Here is a 15,363-nt window from a genome sequence, read left to right as displayed (position 1 = left end):
ACGGTGGGGCGTCGCCGTCAGAGTTCATAGGCATCGTGAACGCCGCCTTCGTCGGCATTTTCAACATCGGGCAACACGCCACCAGCCGGACGGTGCACAGAAAATTCTTGGTCCTGGGCGTGAGTGGTCTGGCAGGGGTGTTGACCTGCTGTGATGGGGTTTGTGGTCGGGGTCTGGCAGGTCGTGGTCGGGGGGCTGGGCCGGTAAGTGATGTGCCTGGTCGGGGTGTTGTGGTGGGGGCGGTCGTGTCTACGGTGAAAGCCGTTCGGAAGCCCTCGCCCGCCCCGTGGGGGCCGTCCGTACATCCCCCAGTGGCGACGGGTCCGGCGCCACGGCCGGCACTCACCAGCTGGTCCCGGATCCGTCGCCGTGAGGCACTGTCGTACACCCCGTCACGACCTTCACACTCGGTGTATACACGCCGCGTATACACGCCGCGTATACACGCCGCGTATACATGGTGTGTATAGTGTGCTCATGTCCATCGGTCACACCCTTTTGGGGATTCTGGAGTCCGGCCCGCGACACGGTTACGACCTGAAGCGGGCCTTCGACGAGACGTTCGGTCACGACCGGCCGCTGCACTACGGCCAGGTCTACTCGACGATGTCCCGGCTGTTGAAGAACGGCCTCGTCGAGGTCGACGGGATCGAGGTCGGCGGCGGCCCGGAGCGCAAGCGCTACGCGATCACCGACGCCGGCATCACCGACGTAGAGCAGTGGCTCGCGACCCCGCAGAAGCCGGAGGAGTACCTCCAGTCGGCCCTCTACACCAAAGTCGTCCTCGCGCTGCTCACCCACCGGGACGCCGCCGACATCCTGGACACCCAACGCTCCGAGCACCTGCGCAGCATGCGCATCCTGACCGACCGCAAGCGCAAGGGCGATCTGGCGGACCAGCTGATCTGCGACCACGCCCTCTTCCACCTGGAGGCGGACCTGCGCTGGCTGGAGCTGACCGCCGCCCGACTCGACAAACTCCGTGAGGCTGTAGCCCGATGACGACTTCTCCCCCTGGTTCCCTGCTCACCGCGCAGGACCTGCGTAAGACCTACGGGCACACCCACGCCCTCGACGGCGCCGAGTTCTCCATCCACCCCGGCGAGGTCGTCGCCGTCATGGGCCCCTCCGGCTCCGGCAAGTCGACGCTGCTGCACTGCCTCGCGGGCATCCTGCCGCCCGACTCCGGGTCGATCACCTACAACGGGCGCGAGGTGACGACGATGAGCGACGCCCAGCGCAGCGCGTTGCGCCGCTCCCAGTTCGGCTTCGTGTTCCAGTTCGGGCAGCTCGTGCCGGAACTGACCTGCGTGGAGAACGTCGCCCTGCCGCTCAGACTGAACGGCACCTCCCGCAAGGAAGCCGAGCGGGCTGCGCTCGGCTGGATGGAACGCCTGGAGGTCGACGACCTGAAGGGCAAGCGGCCCGGCGAGGTCTCCGGCGGCCAGGGCCAGCGCGTCGCCGTGGCCCGCGCGCTGGTCACCGGCCCCGGGGTGCTGTTCGCCGACGAACCGACCGGCGCGCTCGACTCCTACAACGGCGAGCGCGTGATGGAACTGCTCACCGACGCGGCCCGCTCCACCAACGCCGCAGTCGTCCTTGTCACCCACGAGACACGGGTGGCCGCCTACTCCGACCGCGAGATCGTCGTACGCGACGGCAAGTCCCGGGACATGGAGCGCGCCATATGAGTCCGCGCCAGTGGTCCAGAGACCTGGGCATGGGAGCCCGGTTCGCCGTCACCGGCGGCCGCGAGGGCTGGGCCCGAATGACGTTGACAGCGGTCGGCGTCGGCCTCGGCGTGGCCCTGCTCCTGTTGTGCACCGCGATGCCCAACGTGTTCGCCTCCCGCAGCAAGGTGGAGGACGCCCGCTACGCCAACGTGTACTCCCGGACGGTCCCGCCCAAGGCCGACAACACTCTCCTGATCGCCGACGCCGACACCACCTGGCACGACGACGACATCCAGGGCCGGTTCGTCGAACCCGAGGGCAGGCGGGCGCCGCTGCCCCCGGGGGTCGACCGCTTCCCGGGCAAGGGCGAGATGGTGGTCTCCTCCGCGCTCAAGGACCTGCTGGACTCGGACGACGCGAAACTGTTGCGGGAGCGCCTGCCGTACAAGATCACCGGCACGATCGGCGAGAGCGGGCTGATCGGCTCGCACGAACTGGCTTACTACGCGGGCGCCTCGGGGTTGAAGCTCACGGACTCCTCCCTGGTGACGCGGCTGGCCAAGTTCGGCAAACCGGACGCGACGCCCGAGAAGACCGACCCGGTGCTGCTGCTCATGGTCTTGGTCGTGTTCGTGGTGCTGCTGACGCCGGTCGCCGTGTTCATCGCCGCCGCCGTCCGCTTCGGCGGCGAACGCCGCGACCGCCGCCTCGCCGCGCTGCGCCTGGTCGGCTCCGACCGGGGGATGACCCGGCGGATCGCGGCGGGAGAGGCGCTGGCCGGAGCCCTGCTCGGCCTGGCCGTGGGCACCGGCTTCTTCTTGCTCGGCCGCCAGAAGCTGGGCACCGGCGAGTTGCTGGGCGTGAGCGTCTGGCCCAGCTACCTCGACCCCACCCCCGCGCTTGCCGCGCTGGTCGCGGTGACGGTGCCGGTCGCCGCGGTGCTGGTCACGCTGCTCGCGATGCGCGGCGTGGTCGTCGAACCCCTCGGTGTCGTACGCGCGGCCAAGCCGAGCCGCCGCCGACTGTGGTGGCGGCTGCTGCCGACTCTGGCCGGCCTCGCGATGCTCTACCCGATGATCGGCCAAGGCCACAAGAACGGAAACTTCAACCAGTACCTCGTCATCGGCGGCGTCCTGATGTTGCTGATCGGCATCACCGCCCTGCTGCCCTGGGTCGTGGAGGCGGTCGTCGTCCGGCTCGGCAAGGGCCCGCTGTCCTGGCAGCTGGCCGTGCGACGGCTGCAGCTGAGTAGCGGCACTGCCGCCCGCATGGTCAACGGTATCGCCGTGGCGGTGGCCGGGGCCATCGCGCTGCAGATGCTCTTCACGGGAACGCAGAGCCAGTACACCGAGAACACCGGCAAGGACCCCAGCCGGGTCCAGATGCAGGTCGACTTCAGCGGCCCCAAGCCGCTGTCCGGCATCGAGCGCGAATTCACCGGCACCAAGGGTGTCCGGGCCGCGGTGGCCCTGGCCCGCTCCCAGTACGGGGACTCACGTCGCGACCCGGAGAACAGCAACGGCCTGACCGTGGGTAACTGCGCCGCCCTGCGCGAACTCGCCACATTGCCCTCCTGCAAGGACGGTGACGTGTTCATCACGCGAACGCGGAGCGGCTATGCGGACCCCAGCAACGCATCCGAAATCGCCCTGGTGAAGCCCGGTCGTCAGCTCTACATCGACCCGTCGTACGACGGCGCCGAACGCGGCCTCGAGGTGCCCTGGACCGTTCCGGCAAACGTTCGGGAGGTGAACGCGCGCAAGGACTCACTGCAGGACTACACCAGTCTGCTGGTCACTCCCGCCGCCCTGCCCCACAAGGCCGCGCCCGCGGTGTTCTCGGACGGTGTCTACCTGCGTCTGGACCCGTCGGTGCCGGACTCACGGGAGTACATACGCAACGTCGTCGCCCGCATCGACCCCCTGGCACAAACCTTCGGCTGGTCGGCGACCCAGGAGAACGTCAAGTACACCTCCATCCGCACCGGCCTGTTCGTCGGCTCCGCCTTCGTGCTGGCACTGATCGGCGCGAGCCTGCTGGTCTCCCAGCTGGAGCACCTGCGCGAGCGCAGGAAGCTGCTCTCCGCGCTGGTCGCCTTCGGCACCCGGCGCCGCACGCTAAGCCTGTCGGTGCTGTGGCAGACGGCCCTCCCGGTCGGACTCGGCCTCGTACTTGCCACAACGGTGGGTATCACCCTCGGCTCGGTGCTGCTGAAGATGACCCGTACACCGGTGGCCATGGACTGGGCGAGCGTCCTGACCATGACCGGCGTGGGCGCGGCCGTGGTCGGCGTGGTCACGCTGCTCAGCCTGCCGCCGCTGCTGCGCATGATGCGCCCGGAAGGCCTGCGCACGGAATAACCCCTCACACATCCCCCGAAGTGGGCTCCTCCTGCCAGGAAGAGCCCACCCCTGCACGCAGGCAAGCCCGGTCGGCATCAGCACCGTCACGTCAGGGCAACCTCGGCGCACAGCAGGATCCGCAGTCGAGGCGAGCACGCCATCGGACGGCGTCGGCCGGGAGCCTGCCGACAGCGACCAGGCAGAGCTCTGCGGCCGAACGGCTCGCTGCGTCACCCAGAGCAGGCATCGAGCATCGCCGACAGCGCCGAGCAGCCTGGCCGGCTCAGGCGGCGATTCGGGCCGCGTCAAAGCCAAGGTGATGGCCCTGACCTTGAGAATGATCAGTCCCGGTCGGCTTCGCGGGATGCCGACTGTCCGCTCCTGCGGGGGCTTCGGCGGGTGATTCGCCTGGTCATGAGTGTGATGGCGGCCCAGGTGATCAGCGATTCGGAGTGCTGGATGAGCCGTGGGCTTTGTCGTCCTTCCTCGCCGCTGGGTGGTTGAACGATCACGGTCGTGGATCATGAGGGCCCGCCGGCACTGCCGCGACCATGAACGGCTCCCTGAGATGAGCGAATCGTTGATCACGTGGGCGGCCGTCACCTTGATGACGAGGCGTCTGACCCGCCGCTCGACCCGGCCTGCCGAACGGCGCGACGTCAGCTCGTACTACCTCGCGCAAGCCGCCTGACGCAGGCGCTCACCCCGGCAGCTCCGCATCAGCGCGGTCCTGGGCGCGGCACTGCCCTGTCCGGGGCTCCCCACCACGCGTTGAGTCACGGATGGAACCGCCACCGGCCTTCAGAAATGACATCCACCTTGCCGTCCCTGACGCGAACGGCCGTCTCGTCGTCGATGAAGTAGATCGGGAAGTCCGCCCGCGCGGCGATGCGATCAGCCCAGGCGTCGTCCCGCTCGGGGAAATCCGGCGAGTACAGGTGGGGCTTGAGATACCAGTCGAAGAGGCCGAACGGCGGCTCCACGGTCGTCGCGCCGAGCACGTGGAGGTCCGTGGTGTCCCCGATGACGTCGGCGGAGTGTCCGGTGAGATGACGGCTGAAGATCATTGATCCGGCGCTCATCCCCACATAGACCCGGCTCTCCAGCGCCTCCAGGAAGCCGTCGGCCAGGCCGTTGCCGGTGATGCTGCGCGCGAGGTGGTAGTGGCTGCCGCCCTCGACATAGATGACGTCGGCGTGGAGCAGCCGGTCGAGCACCATCTGCCGGGGCAGGCCGTTCAGCTCCAGGACGTCGAACTCCCGCCAGCCGAGGCCGTGCAGCCGGTTCATGTCCGCGACGAACCACCCGTGGTCCCCGGGCTCGGCGACTGATGCCGTGGGAACGTACACGACGTTCGCCGATCCGAACGGCTTTCCCAGCATGTCCCGCAGCGCATCCCGCAGCGTCTCGTTGCGCAGACCACTCGCCGTCAACAGAAGGTTCATCGGGCGAGCCAAGCACGGCTGACGGGCGCGCGCAACGAACCCCAGATCCACCAATACCGTCATGGCATGGCCGCATCAGGAACAGGCACTCACTTGACTCTGTCGGGAATCTTGGAGTTTCCCGGTGCGCCAGCATGATCAGCGGGCATGCTCGGGGCTGTTTCGAAGACCGATCCAGTTGGCGAGGTGTTCGTTGTCCCTCCGTCCCCGTTCCGGTGAGCAAGTCCCGTCTCTGACTGCGCAGGTTGCGCGGGCGAGCAACCCGGGCGGTACGACGGCGATATGGGTACGTGACCGCCTCGAGGGACTGTGGAACGACGAGGATTTCGCTGACTGGTACCCGCGCGATGGGCGTCCGGGCCTCTCGCCCGCTCAGCTCGCCATTGTGAGCGTGCTCCAGTTTCTGCTCAACCTGTCCGACCGGCAGGCGGCCGAGGCGGTGCGCTGCCGCTTCGACTTCAAATACGCCCTCGCGCTGGAGCTCGACGATCCCGGCTTCCACCACAGCGTGCTGTCCGACTTCCGAGAGCGCCTCGCCGAGGGGGACCGCGCCGACCGACATCTGGACCTCGCGCTGGCCCGTCTCAAGGACGCCGGGCTCGTGCGCGAACGCACCACACAGCGCACCGATTCCACCCATGTCCTGGCCGCGGTGCGCGATCTGACCCTACTGGAGCTGATCACCGAGGCGGTGTGGGCAGCGCTTGAAGAACTCGCCGGCACCGCCCCGCACCTGCTGGACGGCCTGGTCGACGAGGAGTGGGGGCGCCGCTACGACCGTCCGGTCCGCCTGGGCAAGAACCCCACCCGGCCCAAGACCAGGATCAACACCACTGGCGAGGATGCGTGCCGGCTGCTGGAGCATGTCCGGCAGCACGGGGCAGGCCGCGCATTCGGTCCCCAGATTGAGGCTCTGCGGGAGATCATGGTGCAGAACTACTATCGCGACGCGGCGGGCCGTCTGCGCTGGCGCACAGCCGAGGACGGCGGGCTGCCGCCCTCCTCCTCGGCAATCGTCTCGCCCTACGACGTCACGGCACGCTATGCCCGTCGCGGGCAGACCACCCGCTGGAAGGGGTTCGTCGCGCATCTCACCGAAACGTGCACCCGCGACGGCGTCAACGTGATCACGGATGTGGCCACCACCGCGGCCACTACATACGACGCCCAGGCCCTGCCCGGCATCCACACCCGGCTGGGGCGCCGCGGCCTGCTGCCAGCAGAGCACTTGGTCGACGGCGGCTCCACCTCCCTGGTCCACGTGGAGCGGGCCGCCCGCCAGCACAGGGTCACCCTCACCGGGCCGCTGCCGGGCAACTCCACCCGCCAGCACCGCAGGAACGAGGGCTTCGGCCGGGACGATTTCCTCATCGACTTCGACCGCCGACAGGTGACCTGCCCCCCAGGGCCAGGTCAGCAGCAGCCGGCGCGGCCCCTACCCGACCTCCTCACCCACGCGGCGCCGCTGATCGTGGCGAAGGTCACCAAGAGCCAGTGCCAGCCGTGTTCGGTCCGCGCCCGGTGCACCGCCTCCCGCGACAGCGCCCGGGACGTGGGCTTTCCTCCGAGAGAACTCCTCGACCTGCAAGTCCGCGTCCATACCGAGCAACAGACGCCCGACTGGCAGGCCCGGTATGCGGTCCGCTCCGGAGTCGAGGGCACCGTCAACGAGTTCGCCCATGGACACGGCATGCGCCGCTGTCGCTACCGCGGACAGCCGAAGGCCCACCTACAGCACATGTTCACGGCCATCGCCGTGAACATCGAGCGCCTCAGCGGTCTGCCGCCGACCGACGAAGTACCCCGGTCCCGGCCACCGACCGCATTCCAGAACTTCCTGGACCAGCACGGGATCCCTCGACTGAAGTCCTGGCGAGCCACCAGTAGTTGACCTCGACGTCACCAAGATCCCCGACAGAATCAAGCTCACCCCCGCCTGCGCGGGCACAGTACAACGTCGGCTTCGGCTCATCCCCGCCTGCGCGGGGAGGACTACTGTCCTCCTGTCATGCCGCCCCTCAGCTTGCAATCCAGCCGGACCGCCACCGGACAGGAGCAGCTGCCGGGCCCGGCAACGGAGCGTCAGACGCCGTGGGCCGGGACGGCCCGGACGAGGCTGACCGCCATCCCGATCAGGGCTTCGGCCTCCCCACGGCTGTAGCTGAAGTCCTTGGTCACCTCATCAGCGTGTTCGGCACCCGATGCTTGGTCGAACGCCGCCTTGTGATCGCGCGCCACCGCTGCGCCTGGTTGCGCTGGAACAGATCGTCGTTCTTGCTGATGGCCGGCCAGTCGGTCACCGCGAGGATCCGCTCCATCGCCTGGCGGGCGCTGCCGATTGCCTTGTCGAACTCCCCGTCGTGCAACAGCCGGCGGGCGTCCTGCCGGTACACCGCTGCGTCCCGCTGTCCCGGTTGCCGAGGCCAGTGCGCTCCCCGTTTATTCACACTCCGCCAGCACACGCTTGCGTGACAACGGGATCGGACATCGGGCGTGAGTGCGCGACGCTGCACGCGCGAGGCGGTGGCTGCGTCAGTGACAACGGACTCCGGTGGTAGGTCTGTTTTGACTCCGCGCAGTGGCGTCAAGAGCAAGATCTGAACGCGGGGAGGGACTCCACCTTTGGATGCCTGCGGGCGGCCGTATCGACAGTTCTCGGCCTGGGCGGATGGAATCTTCGGCGACACCGACCGCCAAGGCGCGCGCGGTCGTGGGCAGGACGACTGCTAGGCCGGCCCGCCGAGGTCATGCGCAATCCAGCCCGGTGCATCCAGGCGCACGGGCAGGGCGCCAACCAGTGTGGCCAGGTGCGTCTCAAGGCTCGCGAGTTCGGCGGAACCGATCTGCCGCTCCCACTGGTCGCGCAACTCGTCGAAGATCGATTCACCTTGTCGCAGCACTTCGAAGCCGAGTGCGGTGACCTGAAGGCGTTTGCGGCGGGCGTCAAGGGGGTCCGTGTCACGTGCCACGTATCCGCGCTCCTGCAGCGCCGCGATGGTTTTCGCCGCCGCCTGCTTGGAGACCGACAGGCGTCGGCCCAGTTCTGAAGCGTTGTCCGCGCCGGCGGTGATGGCCCGCATGGCGAAGTCGTGGACGGGACGCACGTCCTCGTAGCCACGGCGGGCCAGTTCGGCGGTCGCGGCGTCCGCCAGCGAGCGGAAGCCTCCGAGCAGGAGCAGTGCGAGGTCAGCACCGGATCGTGGCATGGAAGAAGAATACGACCACTCGACAACGACAACCTTGTTGTCTCATGTCATAGACAACAAGGTTGTCGAAAATAGGGAGACGCGATGAACGCCACACCGGCCGGTGCCACACTCCCGGGGATCACGCACCACCGCGTCGAGGTCAACGGAACCACGCTGCACTACGTCGCGGCGGGAACGAGCGGAACCCCGATCCTGCTGGTCCACGGGTTCCCCGAGACCTGGTGGGCCTTCCACAAGCTCATCCCGCTGCTCGCCGAGCGCCACCGTGTCTTCGCCGTCGATCTGCGTGGCTTCGGCGACTCCGGCAACGGGCCGGGCGAGTATGACAGCGCCACCTCGGCCGAGGACCTGCACCTTCTGATCGAACAACTCGACGTCGGCCCGGTCCATCTCACCGGACAGGACATCAGCGGAGCGACTGTGTTCCGACTCGCAACCACGCACCCGCAAGACGTGCTCAGCTTCATCGCGATTGAGACGGGACTGCCCGGGTTCGGCATGGAGGCGCTGGCCGATATCACCCACGGTGGCGCCTGGTACATCGGCGTTCTCGCCGCGCCCGGCATTCCCGAGATGCTGCTGGCCGGTCGCGAGCGCGAGTTCCTGGGACAGTTCGCATTCTCGGCCACGAGCGCGACCCCGGATGCGAGCACCGACGCCGATATTGACGAATTCGTCCGCAGCTACGCGCGGCCCGACGGCTGGCGAGGAGCGATCGGCCTCTACCGGTCGATGCTGCGCGAAGGCTCCGAGATCAAGGCCCTCGCCGACGCGCCGGGCCTGACCGTACCTGTGCTCGCGGTCGGCGCCGGCGGACGCTCCTTCACGGCCGCCACCATGACGCAGGCCGCGGCGGCGACCGAGGTCAGCTCGGTATCTCTCGACGGGGTCGGCCACTACGCCGCGATGGAGGCTCCCGACGAGCTGGCGAAGGCCATTCTCGAATTCGTCGGAAACATCGACGCCGTCCAACGGTTCTAGGCGACCAACGCAAAGGACCAACCCGACGTCGTGACGTTCGGATTTACGGTGGTTGGGATCTGGCCGGCGTCCCCGTCCATGCCCGGGTTTCGGCATCCGGGCCTGCGCGGGGGTTCTCGTGCAGAGGCAGATTTTTCCCGATGCGGATCCCGCATCAACCAGCCGCAGCCGCAGCTTCGGCGCGAGCGCGATCGAGTGGACCGAGGCGACATGGAACCCGACCACAGGGTGCGACCGCGTCTCGAAGGGGTGCGGTGGCCGGCGAGCCGCTGGGCGAGGCTGAGTGCGGTCATAGATCGGCGTTCCGATGACGGCGACAGCAGCCGCGACGAACCCCGACACACGCACAGCCCATCGCCCAGGCCGACCTTCTCGACGCATTGCCCGGCGTCCATCTGCCAGACCACGGTGAGTTGCGAGCCCGCGGAGTCCTCGGAGCCCAGCCCACAGCACCGCCGAGCCCGCGATGATCCCTCGGGGCTGGCCGCACGGACGGCGCGGCGCCGGATTCCTTCGGCTGATGCGCGACATCCTGGTCGGCAGGACGACACCAGGCTCGGCTGACGGGCCCGCACATCTCGACGAGATCACATGGCCTCGCCTACTCCTCCCTGCCCGCGCTGATCGTCGGCGCGGTCCAGGTCCCGGTCTCGGAGATCGGCGCGGCCAACGGCCTCAACACCCTGATGCGAGCCATCGGTACGTCCGTGCCAGCGCCGTCATCGGAGTGATCACGACGGCCGCAGTCGCCGTAGGCATCGGCAGGGCCCTCTTCATCCCCGGCAGCCGCCCGTCCGCCAAGCCGCAGCCGCGCGCGAACAGCGCGGAGGACGCCGATCCAGAGCGCCTCGAGGAGGCATCCCTGTCCCTCTCCGACCGCATCTATCAGCGCACCGGCCCCGATGACCACAGCAGAGAAACAACGCTGCTGCGCAGACCGCCCCAGCGACACCACACCCAACGGCGCGGACGCCCCCGCCAGTTCGAACGACCGAGGCGCCTGAGCCAGGGAATTCTCACTGTCCGAGATCGTGGCTGTCGACCTGCTCCGGGGGCTTGTCATCCGGAGGGCGCGGTGATGGCGAGGCGAATAGAAGGTCTTCGAAGATGTCCAGCGCCAGCATCAGGAGTAGGAGTATTGCCGGTACGAGCAGAGCTAGCACGACCACGATGCCTCCCTGCGAAGCGGTGATCACGGGAACGGCGCGGCGGCAGAAGGTCCAGACTCAGCATGGGCTGAACGGGTGAGCACCGCATGCCCGAGGCGGGAGCCTGTAGGCCGTTCGGGTGACATTCGCCTGTGTGGATGGGTGCTTGGCTTCGTAGATGAGAATTGATGTCACTGCGCCGTGGCCTCAGGCCGTCAGGGGACGTCGCCTGTGGGCCGTCCCGCCGAGCCCGAGGTCCTCGGCTCCGCCGCGGCGGCCAACCGCTTCGCCCGCGTGGCTTTGTCGGTGGGATCTGGGGTCTGGCACAGATCTTGGGGAGCCGTCGCGGAGGGTTTCGAGAGCAGGATCATCTTGCGGAGGAGTTCGAATTCGGCACGTCCGTAGAGCTGCCTCTTGATCTTTTTGATGCGGTTCACGGCGCCTTCGGTGCCGCCGGAGCTCCATTCCGGGGTGAGGCCGGCGGTGACGGCGTCGAAGTCGTTGTGCATGCTGTGGGCGAACCCGGTCAGTCCGGGCAGGTCGTCCCCGACGACGGCGTCGATCCAGTCGGGGAGCAGGGTGCTGAGGCGGCAAGTGAGGATCTCGCCGAAGTCGCGGATGTGCTGGTGGGTGGCCTCCGGCTCGGGGCATCGGGCCAGGATTGCCTTGAGGTGGCGATGTTCCTCTTCGCTGAGCGTGCTGGGGTGGCGGGTGAGCCGGCCGGTAACCCGGCGGAAGCTTGGCGGCGCGGGGGGCGGGGTGCCGGCCTTGGGGCGGAAGGCCGCGAGGTAGTCGCGGACGGAGGCGTATCCGTCGGGGTGGCCCTGTGTGGTGATCTCGCGATGCAGGGCGAGGGCGTTTGTGAACCCTTCTGATCAACGGCGTTGCAGATAGGGCTTGTAGGGGTCGAGCTTGCTCGGACGCGGCGGTATCCCGACGATCATGTCCTGCCGGCGGGCGGCGTGCGCGTACCTCAACACCGTGGTCTGGCCCCATTTCAGGTGCCGGGCAATCGCCCGCAGGCTGTGCCCCTGGGCGATCAGCTCGTGGCCCTGGGCGTGCGCGACCCGCTTACGTTCGGCTCGTGGCCTGGCAGTACATCGATGGCCTGGTGCGTCTCACCGTTGGTGATCACAGTGGCGTACGTAGCTCCGCGACGGGTGGCGAAATCATCGACGCCAAGGACCCGCGGCACCCGCGCTCAGGATCGGGCAGCTCATCACCCGCCGCGGGAACGTCATACGGCCTGCCGCGATCCCGAAGGACTTCGCGAGCCGGGCACCGGCCCGGCCGGCGAGAGCCAACCCGATCACCTCCAGCCAGGCGCCCAGGCGCCGCGTGCAGCGAGCGTACGGAGTGGTCAGCCGCGTAAACCGCTCGGCGAACGTCCGTCTCGCGCAACGCCTGTTGTCGCAGATGAAACGGCGAATCAGCAAAGTGATCACCACAGGCCGGCCGCCCAGAGGGAGATCACGAACCCGCCGTTGATAGCGGTCATGAACACGCTCGCAACACAGTCCGCAGTCCGGGCACCCCTCACTCGCTGTCCGGCTCCACCCGATGAGGCACGCCAGACCCAGGGACGACCGGACCACCTTGATCGCGAGTTCACCGTCGGGGCCCGCGAACACCAACGCGGTCCAGGATTCTTCGAGGTCCATGCCCGACCGTCCGCGCGCATGCCCCGCCCGCCACGACCGAACCCAAAGCTGACAGAGCGTCACTGATGAGAGGACAGGCGCGTCAGCAAGAGCAGTCACCCCGGCGCACTACGCCCCACTCGAACACGGCCATCACCCTCCGCGACGGCCTCATGGGGAACTCGCAGTCGAAGGTCGATCTGTACGCCGCGATCCGTCAGGATCACCGGTTGGGTATGTCGCTGCGGTCGTTGCTGCGCAGGCACAACGTGACGTGGAGGACGGTCCGGCGGGCACTGGACGGGCAGTGGCCGGAGCCGCGGAAGAGACGGCGGGCCGCCCGTTCCAGACGTCTTCCCCTCTGGTCCTACCGGGGTCGGGAAGCGGTGCGGAGCCGGGAGATGGCCTGCTGTAGATCGTCGAAGGCGCGTTCTTCCTCGCGCGGCCGGACGCGGGAGGCAGAGAGGAGGCTGTCACGCGACGCGCGGATGCGGGCATAGGCGTCGAAGCAGGTGAGGACCTCCTGGACCGCACGCTCCTGCGGGGTGGGCGGAGGCGGAGTGGACGGTGCGTCTGGGGATGGCATCGTCAGACTCTTGTCTCGTTGCAAAGCTACGGGCCGGGAGGAAGTGGCGCGTCCGTGAGGCGCCGCATGCCCGGCTCATCCAGCACACGCAGGCTGAGGGGCGAGGCATGGTGATGACGAAACATGTTCCGGAACGGCGGGCGGAGGCAGCGGCAGCCAACAACAGTCCCCGCACCTCAGGGGCGAGATAGGGGACATTGCCAAGGTCCACTTCCATGACGCTGGGGGCCCGGGTGAACGCTCTCAGGAGTCTCCTGCGGACGCGAGGCGCCTTGCTGGAAGCCAGCCCCCCCCGCAGCCGGACAACGGTCCGGACGCGATGGCGGGGAGGGGGCCTGAGCTGCACGGGAAGCCTTCCGGGCGCGACGGATGCGTCGCCCATCAGACTTCCCGGCACACCACCCACCCCTGAGCGCGGGATGAGCCGTCACCACCCTATGCGCCGCCACGGCCACCAGCACAGTCTGAGCCCCGCACCCACCGCTCAGACCTCATCCCGGGCGTCCTGCGGACCAACTCCAGATGCCGCACGGTCCACACCCGATTTCCGCACATCCGTGGGACATCAAGTCCCATCGGTGTTGACCTTGAAACGGGTCACCGAATGACTCCCCTCATCAGCCCTCTTGGAATCGATCATCTAGGCTGGCTCGGTGGCTGATGAGCAGGAGCGGGTGCAGCCGTCGGGGGTGTGGGCCACGGCGGTGGGGGTGGCCAGGGTGCGGGCGCTGGAGACCGAGCGGGAGAACGCGCTGTTCCGCGACCCACTGGCACAGGCCTTCGCCACCGCCGGCGGCCTGTGGCCCTCCTCGCCGCCGCTGCCCGATGACGAGGCCGCGCGACGGCGCCGGTTGGCCGTTTCGTTCTCCATCGTCATCAGGACGAAGTTCCTCGACGACCTGTTGCAGCAGGCCTCCGCGTCCGGGGTCCGGCAGGTCGTGCTGCTCGGCGCCGGCATGGACAGCCGGGCCTTCCGGATGGACTGGCCCGAGGGCACCCGGCTGTTCGAGGTCGACACCGCCGCGCCACTGGACTTCAAGGCGTCGGTGCTGCGCCAGGAGCGGGCCGTCGCGCGCTGCGAGCGGATCACCGTCGCGGTGGATCTGCGTGAGGACTGGCCAGGCGCGCTGGCCGCCGCAGGGCACGACCCGGCCGTGCCGACCGCGTGGATCGCCGAAGGACTGCTGATCTATCTGCCCGAGGACGCGGTGGAGGTGCTGCTGGCCCGGATCAGCACGCAGTCGGCGGCAGGCAGTCGGATGGGGCTGACATTGGGCTCGCGCGGCGTGATCGAGCGCTTCGGCGCGGACGCCGCGCCGGGATCGGCGGCGTCCATGTGGGTCTCGGAGATGCCCGACGACCCGGTGGGCTGGCTGGCCGGGCACGGCTGGGAGGCCGACAGCCACACCCTGCGCGAGCGCGCTGCCGCCTACGGCCGCCCGATCAGCACCCCGCCACAGCGCGAGGAGCGGCCCGGCGGGCTGATCTCGGCGGTCCGCCGGTAGGGCGCCTCCCGGTTCCCTAGATGATCGATTCCAAGGGGGCCTGATGAGTGGAGCCAGGTTCATGCGAGGCCAGCCAGTCATGCGCGCACTGAGCGCCTACGACCACTAAAGTTCGCCCGAAAATCGCCTGGCTGGATGGTGGTGTGGTCGACAGTCCTTCGCCGTGAACGAAGTGCTGCCGCAGTTGAACGAGCTGCTGTTTTCCTCGGTCGAGGGCGTGTTGGTGGAATCGGTCGGGGTGATCGACACGGTCGTCCGGGTCGAGGCCCGTACGACCGCAGGGCGGGCGGCCTGTCCGGGGTGCGGGTGCTGGTTGGGGCCCGGAGGTCATTCAGGCGACGGCGGAAAACCAGGGGATGGACGTATATAGATGGGACACAACCTTGCATGATGAAAAGGTCGCGCCGCGAGAGGAGGGCGAGTGGCCGCCATGTCGTACCAGCTTCGGCTGACGGGGGTGGGGGCGACGAGCTCGCCGCAGCGGCGCAGCAGGCCCTGAGGGTCGCCTCCGATGCCGATGTTGCCGTCGATGAGCAGCACCGTCTGCCAGCCTCTCTCGGCCGGCAGTCGGTCGAAGACCGATCGGCACAGTGCGAGCCCGCCCAGAGTGGTGGTCAGTGCGACCGCGCGAGGGGCGATGTCGACCCCGAGGGCGAAGACTCCCCGGCTCAGGAGTGCTCTGCACATGCGGCCCGGGCCGCAGCCGACGTCGAGGACGGGACCGTTGCACCGTTTCAGCACGGTCTTGTCGGCTGCCGTGGGCTGCTCGTGCCAGCGGTGTACCGGCATCCGGATGCGGCGCCCGTCGGCCAGCCGTAGGTACACCGGTTCTCG

14 protein-coding genes and 1 pseudogene are annotated in these 15,363 nt (G+C 68.4%); 8 read left to right on the top strand and 7 right to left on the bottom strand.

The genetic code is table 11. The annotated features are described in order from the left end of the window. Positions 1 to 477 precede the first annotated feature (477 nt). The 4 genes and pseudogenes from ACFZDJ_RS25270 to ACFZDJ_RS25255 all read left to right on the top strand — a co-directional run. Complete coding sequence (locus tag ACFZDJ_RS25270; protein WP_391061761.1) at positions 478 to 1,002, top strand: helix-turn-helix transcriptional regulator; 525 nt, start codon at positions 478 to 480, stop codon at positions 1,000 to 1,002. Then, positions 999 to 1,691 carry an ATP-binding cassette domain-containing protein gene (locus ACFZDJ_RS25265; protein WP_391061758.1) on the top strand — a complete coding sequence of 231 codons (693 nt, stop codon included), beginning with the start codon at positions 999 to 1,001 and terminating at the stop codon, positions 1,689 to 1,691. The genes ACFZDJ_RS25270 and ACFZDJ_RS25265 overlap by 4 nt, the downstream gene beginning before the upstream one ends. Continuing rightward, positions 1,688 to 4,033 carry an FtsX-like permease family protein gene (locus ACFZDJ_RS25260; RefSeq protein WP_391061755.1) on the top strand — a complete coding sequence of 782 codons (2,346 nt, stop codon included), beginning with the start codon at positions 1,688 to 1,690 and terminating at the stop codon, positions 4,031 to 4,033. The genes ACFZDJ_RS25265 and ACFZDJ_RS25260 overlap by 4 nt, the downstream gene beginning before the upstream one ends. 451 nt (positions 4,034 to 4,484) lie before the next feature. Next, a pseudogene (locus ACFZDJ_RS25255) lies at positions 4,485 to 4,643 on the top strand (IS5/IS1182 family transposase); the annotation flags it as partial. A gap of 148 nt (positions 4,644 to 4,791) precedes the next feature. Here the strand turns inward: ACFZDJ_RS25255 and ACFZDJ_RS25250 are convergent. After that, the gene (locus ACFZDJ_RS25250; RefSeq protein WP_391061752.1) at positions 4,792 to 5,460 is read right to left on the bottom strand and encodes a Type 1 glutamine amidotransferase-like domain-containing protein; all 669 of its coding nucleotides are present in this window, start codon (positions 5,458 to 5,460) and stop codon (positions 4,792 to 4,794) included. 385 nt (positions 5,461 to 5,845) lie between these two features. Between ACFZDJ_RS25250 and ACFZDJ_RS25245 the strand changes: the two genes are divergently transcribed. After that, the gene (locus ACFZDJ_RS25245; protein WP_391061749.1) at positions 5,846 to 7,351 is read left to right on the top strand and encodes a transposase; all 1,506 of its coding nucleotides are present in this window, start codon (positions 5,846 to 5,848) and stop codon (positions 7,349 to 7,351) included. Between the two features lie 283 nt (positions 7,352 to 7,634). Here ACFZDJ_RS25245 and ACFZDJ_RS25240 read toward each other — a convergent pair whose 3' ends face one another. Next, the gene (locus ACFZDJ_RS25240; protein WP_390937435.1) at positions 7,635 to 7,853 is read right to left on the bottom strand and encodes a hypothetical protein; all 219 of its coding nucleotides are present in this window, start codon (positions 7,851 to 7,853) and stop codon (positions 7,635 to 7,637) included. A 333-nt stretch (positions 7,854 to 8,186) separates the two neighbouring features. Continuing rightward, complete coding sequence (locus tag ACFZDJ_RS25235) at positions 8,187 to 8,666, bottom strand: MarR family winged helix-turn-helix transcriptional regulator (RefSeq protein ID WP_384924706.1); 480 nt, start codon at positions 8,664 to 8,666, stop codon at positions 8,187 to 8,189. A gap of 84 nt (positions 8,667 to 8,750) precedes the next feature. Here ACFZDJ_RS25235 and ACFZDJ_RS25230 point away from each other — a divergent pair, with 84 nt between their 5' ends. Continuing rightward, on the top strand, positions 8,751 to 9,650 hold the full coding sequence (locus tag ACFZDJ_RS25230; protein ID WP_384924704.1) for an alpha/beta fold hydrolase: 900 nt from the start codon (positions 8,751 to 8,753) through the stop codon (positions 9,648 to 9,650). Positions 9,651 to 9,768: 118 nt separating this feature from the next. Further along, on the top strand, positions 9,769 to 9,933 hold the full coding sequence (locus ACFZDJ_RS25225; RefSeq protein WP_391061746.1) for a DUF5131 family protein: 165 nt from the start codon (positions 9,769 to 9,771) through the stop codon (positions 9,931 to 9,933). Between the two features lie 1,080 nt (positions 9,934 to 11,013). On the opposite strand, the gene ACFZDJ_RS25220 is transcribed toward ACFZDJ_RS25225, so the two are convergent. From ACFZDJ_RS25220 to ACFZDJ_RS25210, 3 genes are all read right to left on the bottom strand, one after another. Then, entirely contained in the window at positions 11,014 to 11,634 is a 621-nt protein-coding gene (locus tag ACFZDJ_RS25220; protein ID WP_391062470.1) for a transposase, read from the bottom strand. 333 nt (positions 11,635 to 11,967) lie between these two features. Next, entirely contained in the window at positions 11,968 to 12,459 is a 492-nt protein-coding gene (locus ACFZDJ_RS25215) for a transposase family protein (RefSeq protein WP_391062467.1), read from the bottom strand. A gap of 346 nt (positions 12,460 to 12,805) precedes the next feature. Continuing rightward, positions 12,806 to 13,024: a hypothetical protein gene (locus ACFZDJ_RS25210; protein ID WP_391061743.1), complete on the bottom strand. Its 219-nt coding sequence runs from the start codon at positions 13,022 to 13,024 to the stop codon at positions 12,806 to 12,808. A 689-nt stretch (positions 13,025 to 13,713) separates the two neighbouring features. Here ACFZDJ_RS25210 and ACFZDJ_RS25205 point away from each other — a divergent pair. Continuing rightward, positions 13,714 to 14,529 (top strand): SAM-dependent methyltransferase, encoded by an 816-nt coding sequence (locus ACFZDJ_RS25205; protein WP_391062464.1) that lies wholly within the window; start codon positions 13,714 to 13,716, stop codon positions 14,527 to 14,529. Positions 14,530 to 14,856: 327 nt separating this feature from the next. Here the strand turns inward: ACFZDJ_RS25205 and ACFZDJ_RS25200 are convergent. Continuing rightward, on the bottom strand, positions 14,857 to 15,363 hold a 507-nt coding region (locus tag ACFZDJ_RS25200), incomplete at its 5' end, for a methyltransferase domain-containing protein (RefSeq protein ID WP_391061740.1).

The organism is Streptomyces sp. NPDC007896, from assembly GCF_042959425.1.
Taxonomy (GTDB): Bacteria; Actinomycetota; Actinomycetes; order Streptomycetales; family Streptomycetaceae; genus Streptomyces.
The sequence above is the reverse complement of the archived record's forward strand: the minus strand, read 5'-3'. Positions and strand labels throughout refer to the sequence as shown.

Coding starts and splice junctions, on each gene's coding strand:
- ACFZDJ_RS25215 (WP_391062467.1), bottom strand. CDS start 12,459: ATGGACCTCGAAGAATCCTGGACCGCGTTGGTGTTCGCGGGCCCCGAC.
- ACFZDJ_RS25265 (WP_391061758.1), top strand. CDS start 999: ATGACGACTTCTCCCCCTGGTTCCCTGCTCACCGCGCAGGACCTGCGT.
- ACFZDJ_RS25210 (WP_391061743.1), bottom strand. CDS start 13,024: ATGCCATCCCCAGACGCACCGTCCACTCCGCCTCCGCCCACCCCGCAG.
- ACFZDJ_RS25260 (WP_391061755.1), top strand. CDS start 1,688: ATGAGTCCGCGCCAGTGGTCCAGAGACCTGGGCATGGGAGCCCGGTTC.
- ACFZDJ_RS25235 (WP_384924706.1), bottom strand. CDS start 8,666: ATGCCACGATCCGGTGCTGACCTCGCACTGCTCCTGCTCGGAGGCTTC.
- ACFZDJ_RS25250 (WP_391061752.1), bottom strand. CDS start 5,460: ATGAACCTTCTGTTGACGGCGAGTGGTCTGCGCAACGAGACGCTGCGG.
- ACFZDJ_RS25270 (WP_391061761.1), top strand. CDS start 478: ATGTCCATCGGTCACACCCTTTTGGGGATTCTGGAGTCCGGCCCGCGA.
- ACFZDJ_RS25230 (WP_384924704.1), top strand. CDS start 8,751: ATGAACGCCACACCGGCCGGTGCCACACTCCCGGGGATCACGCACCAC.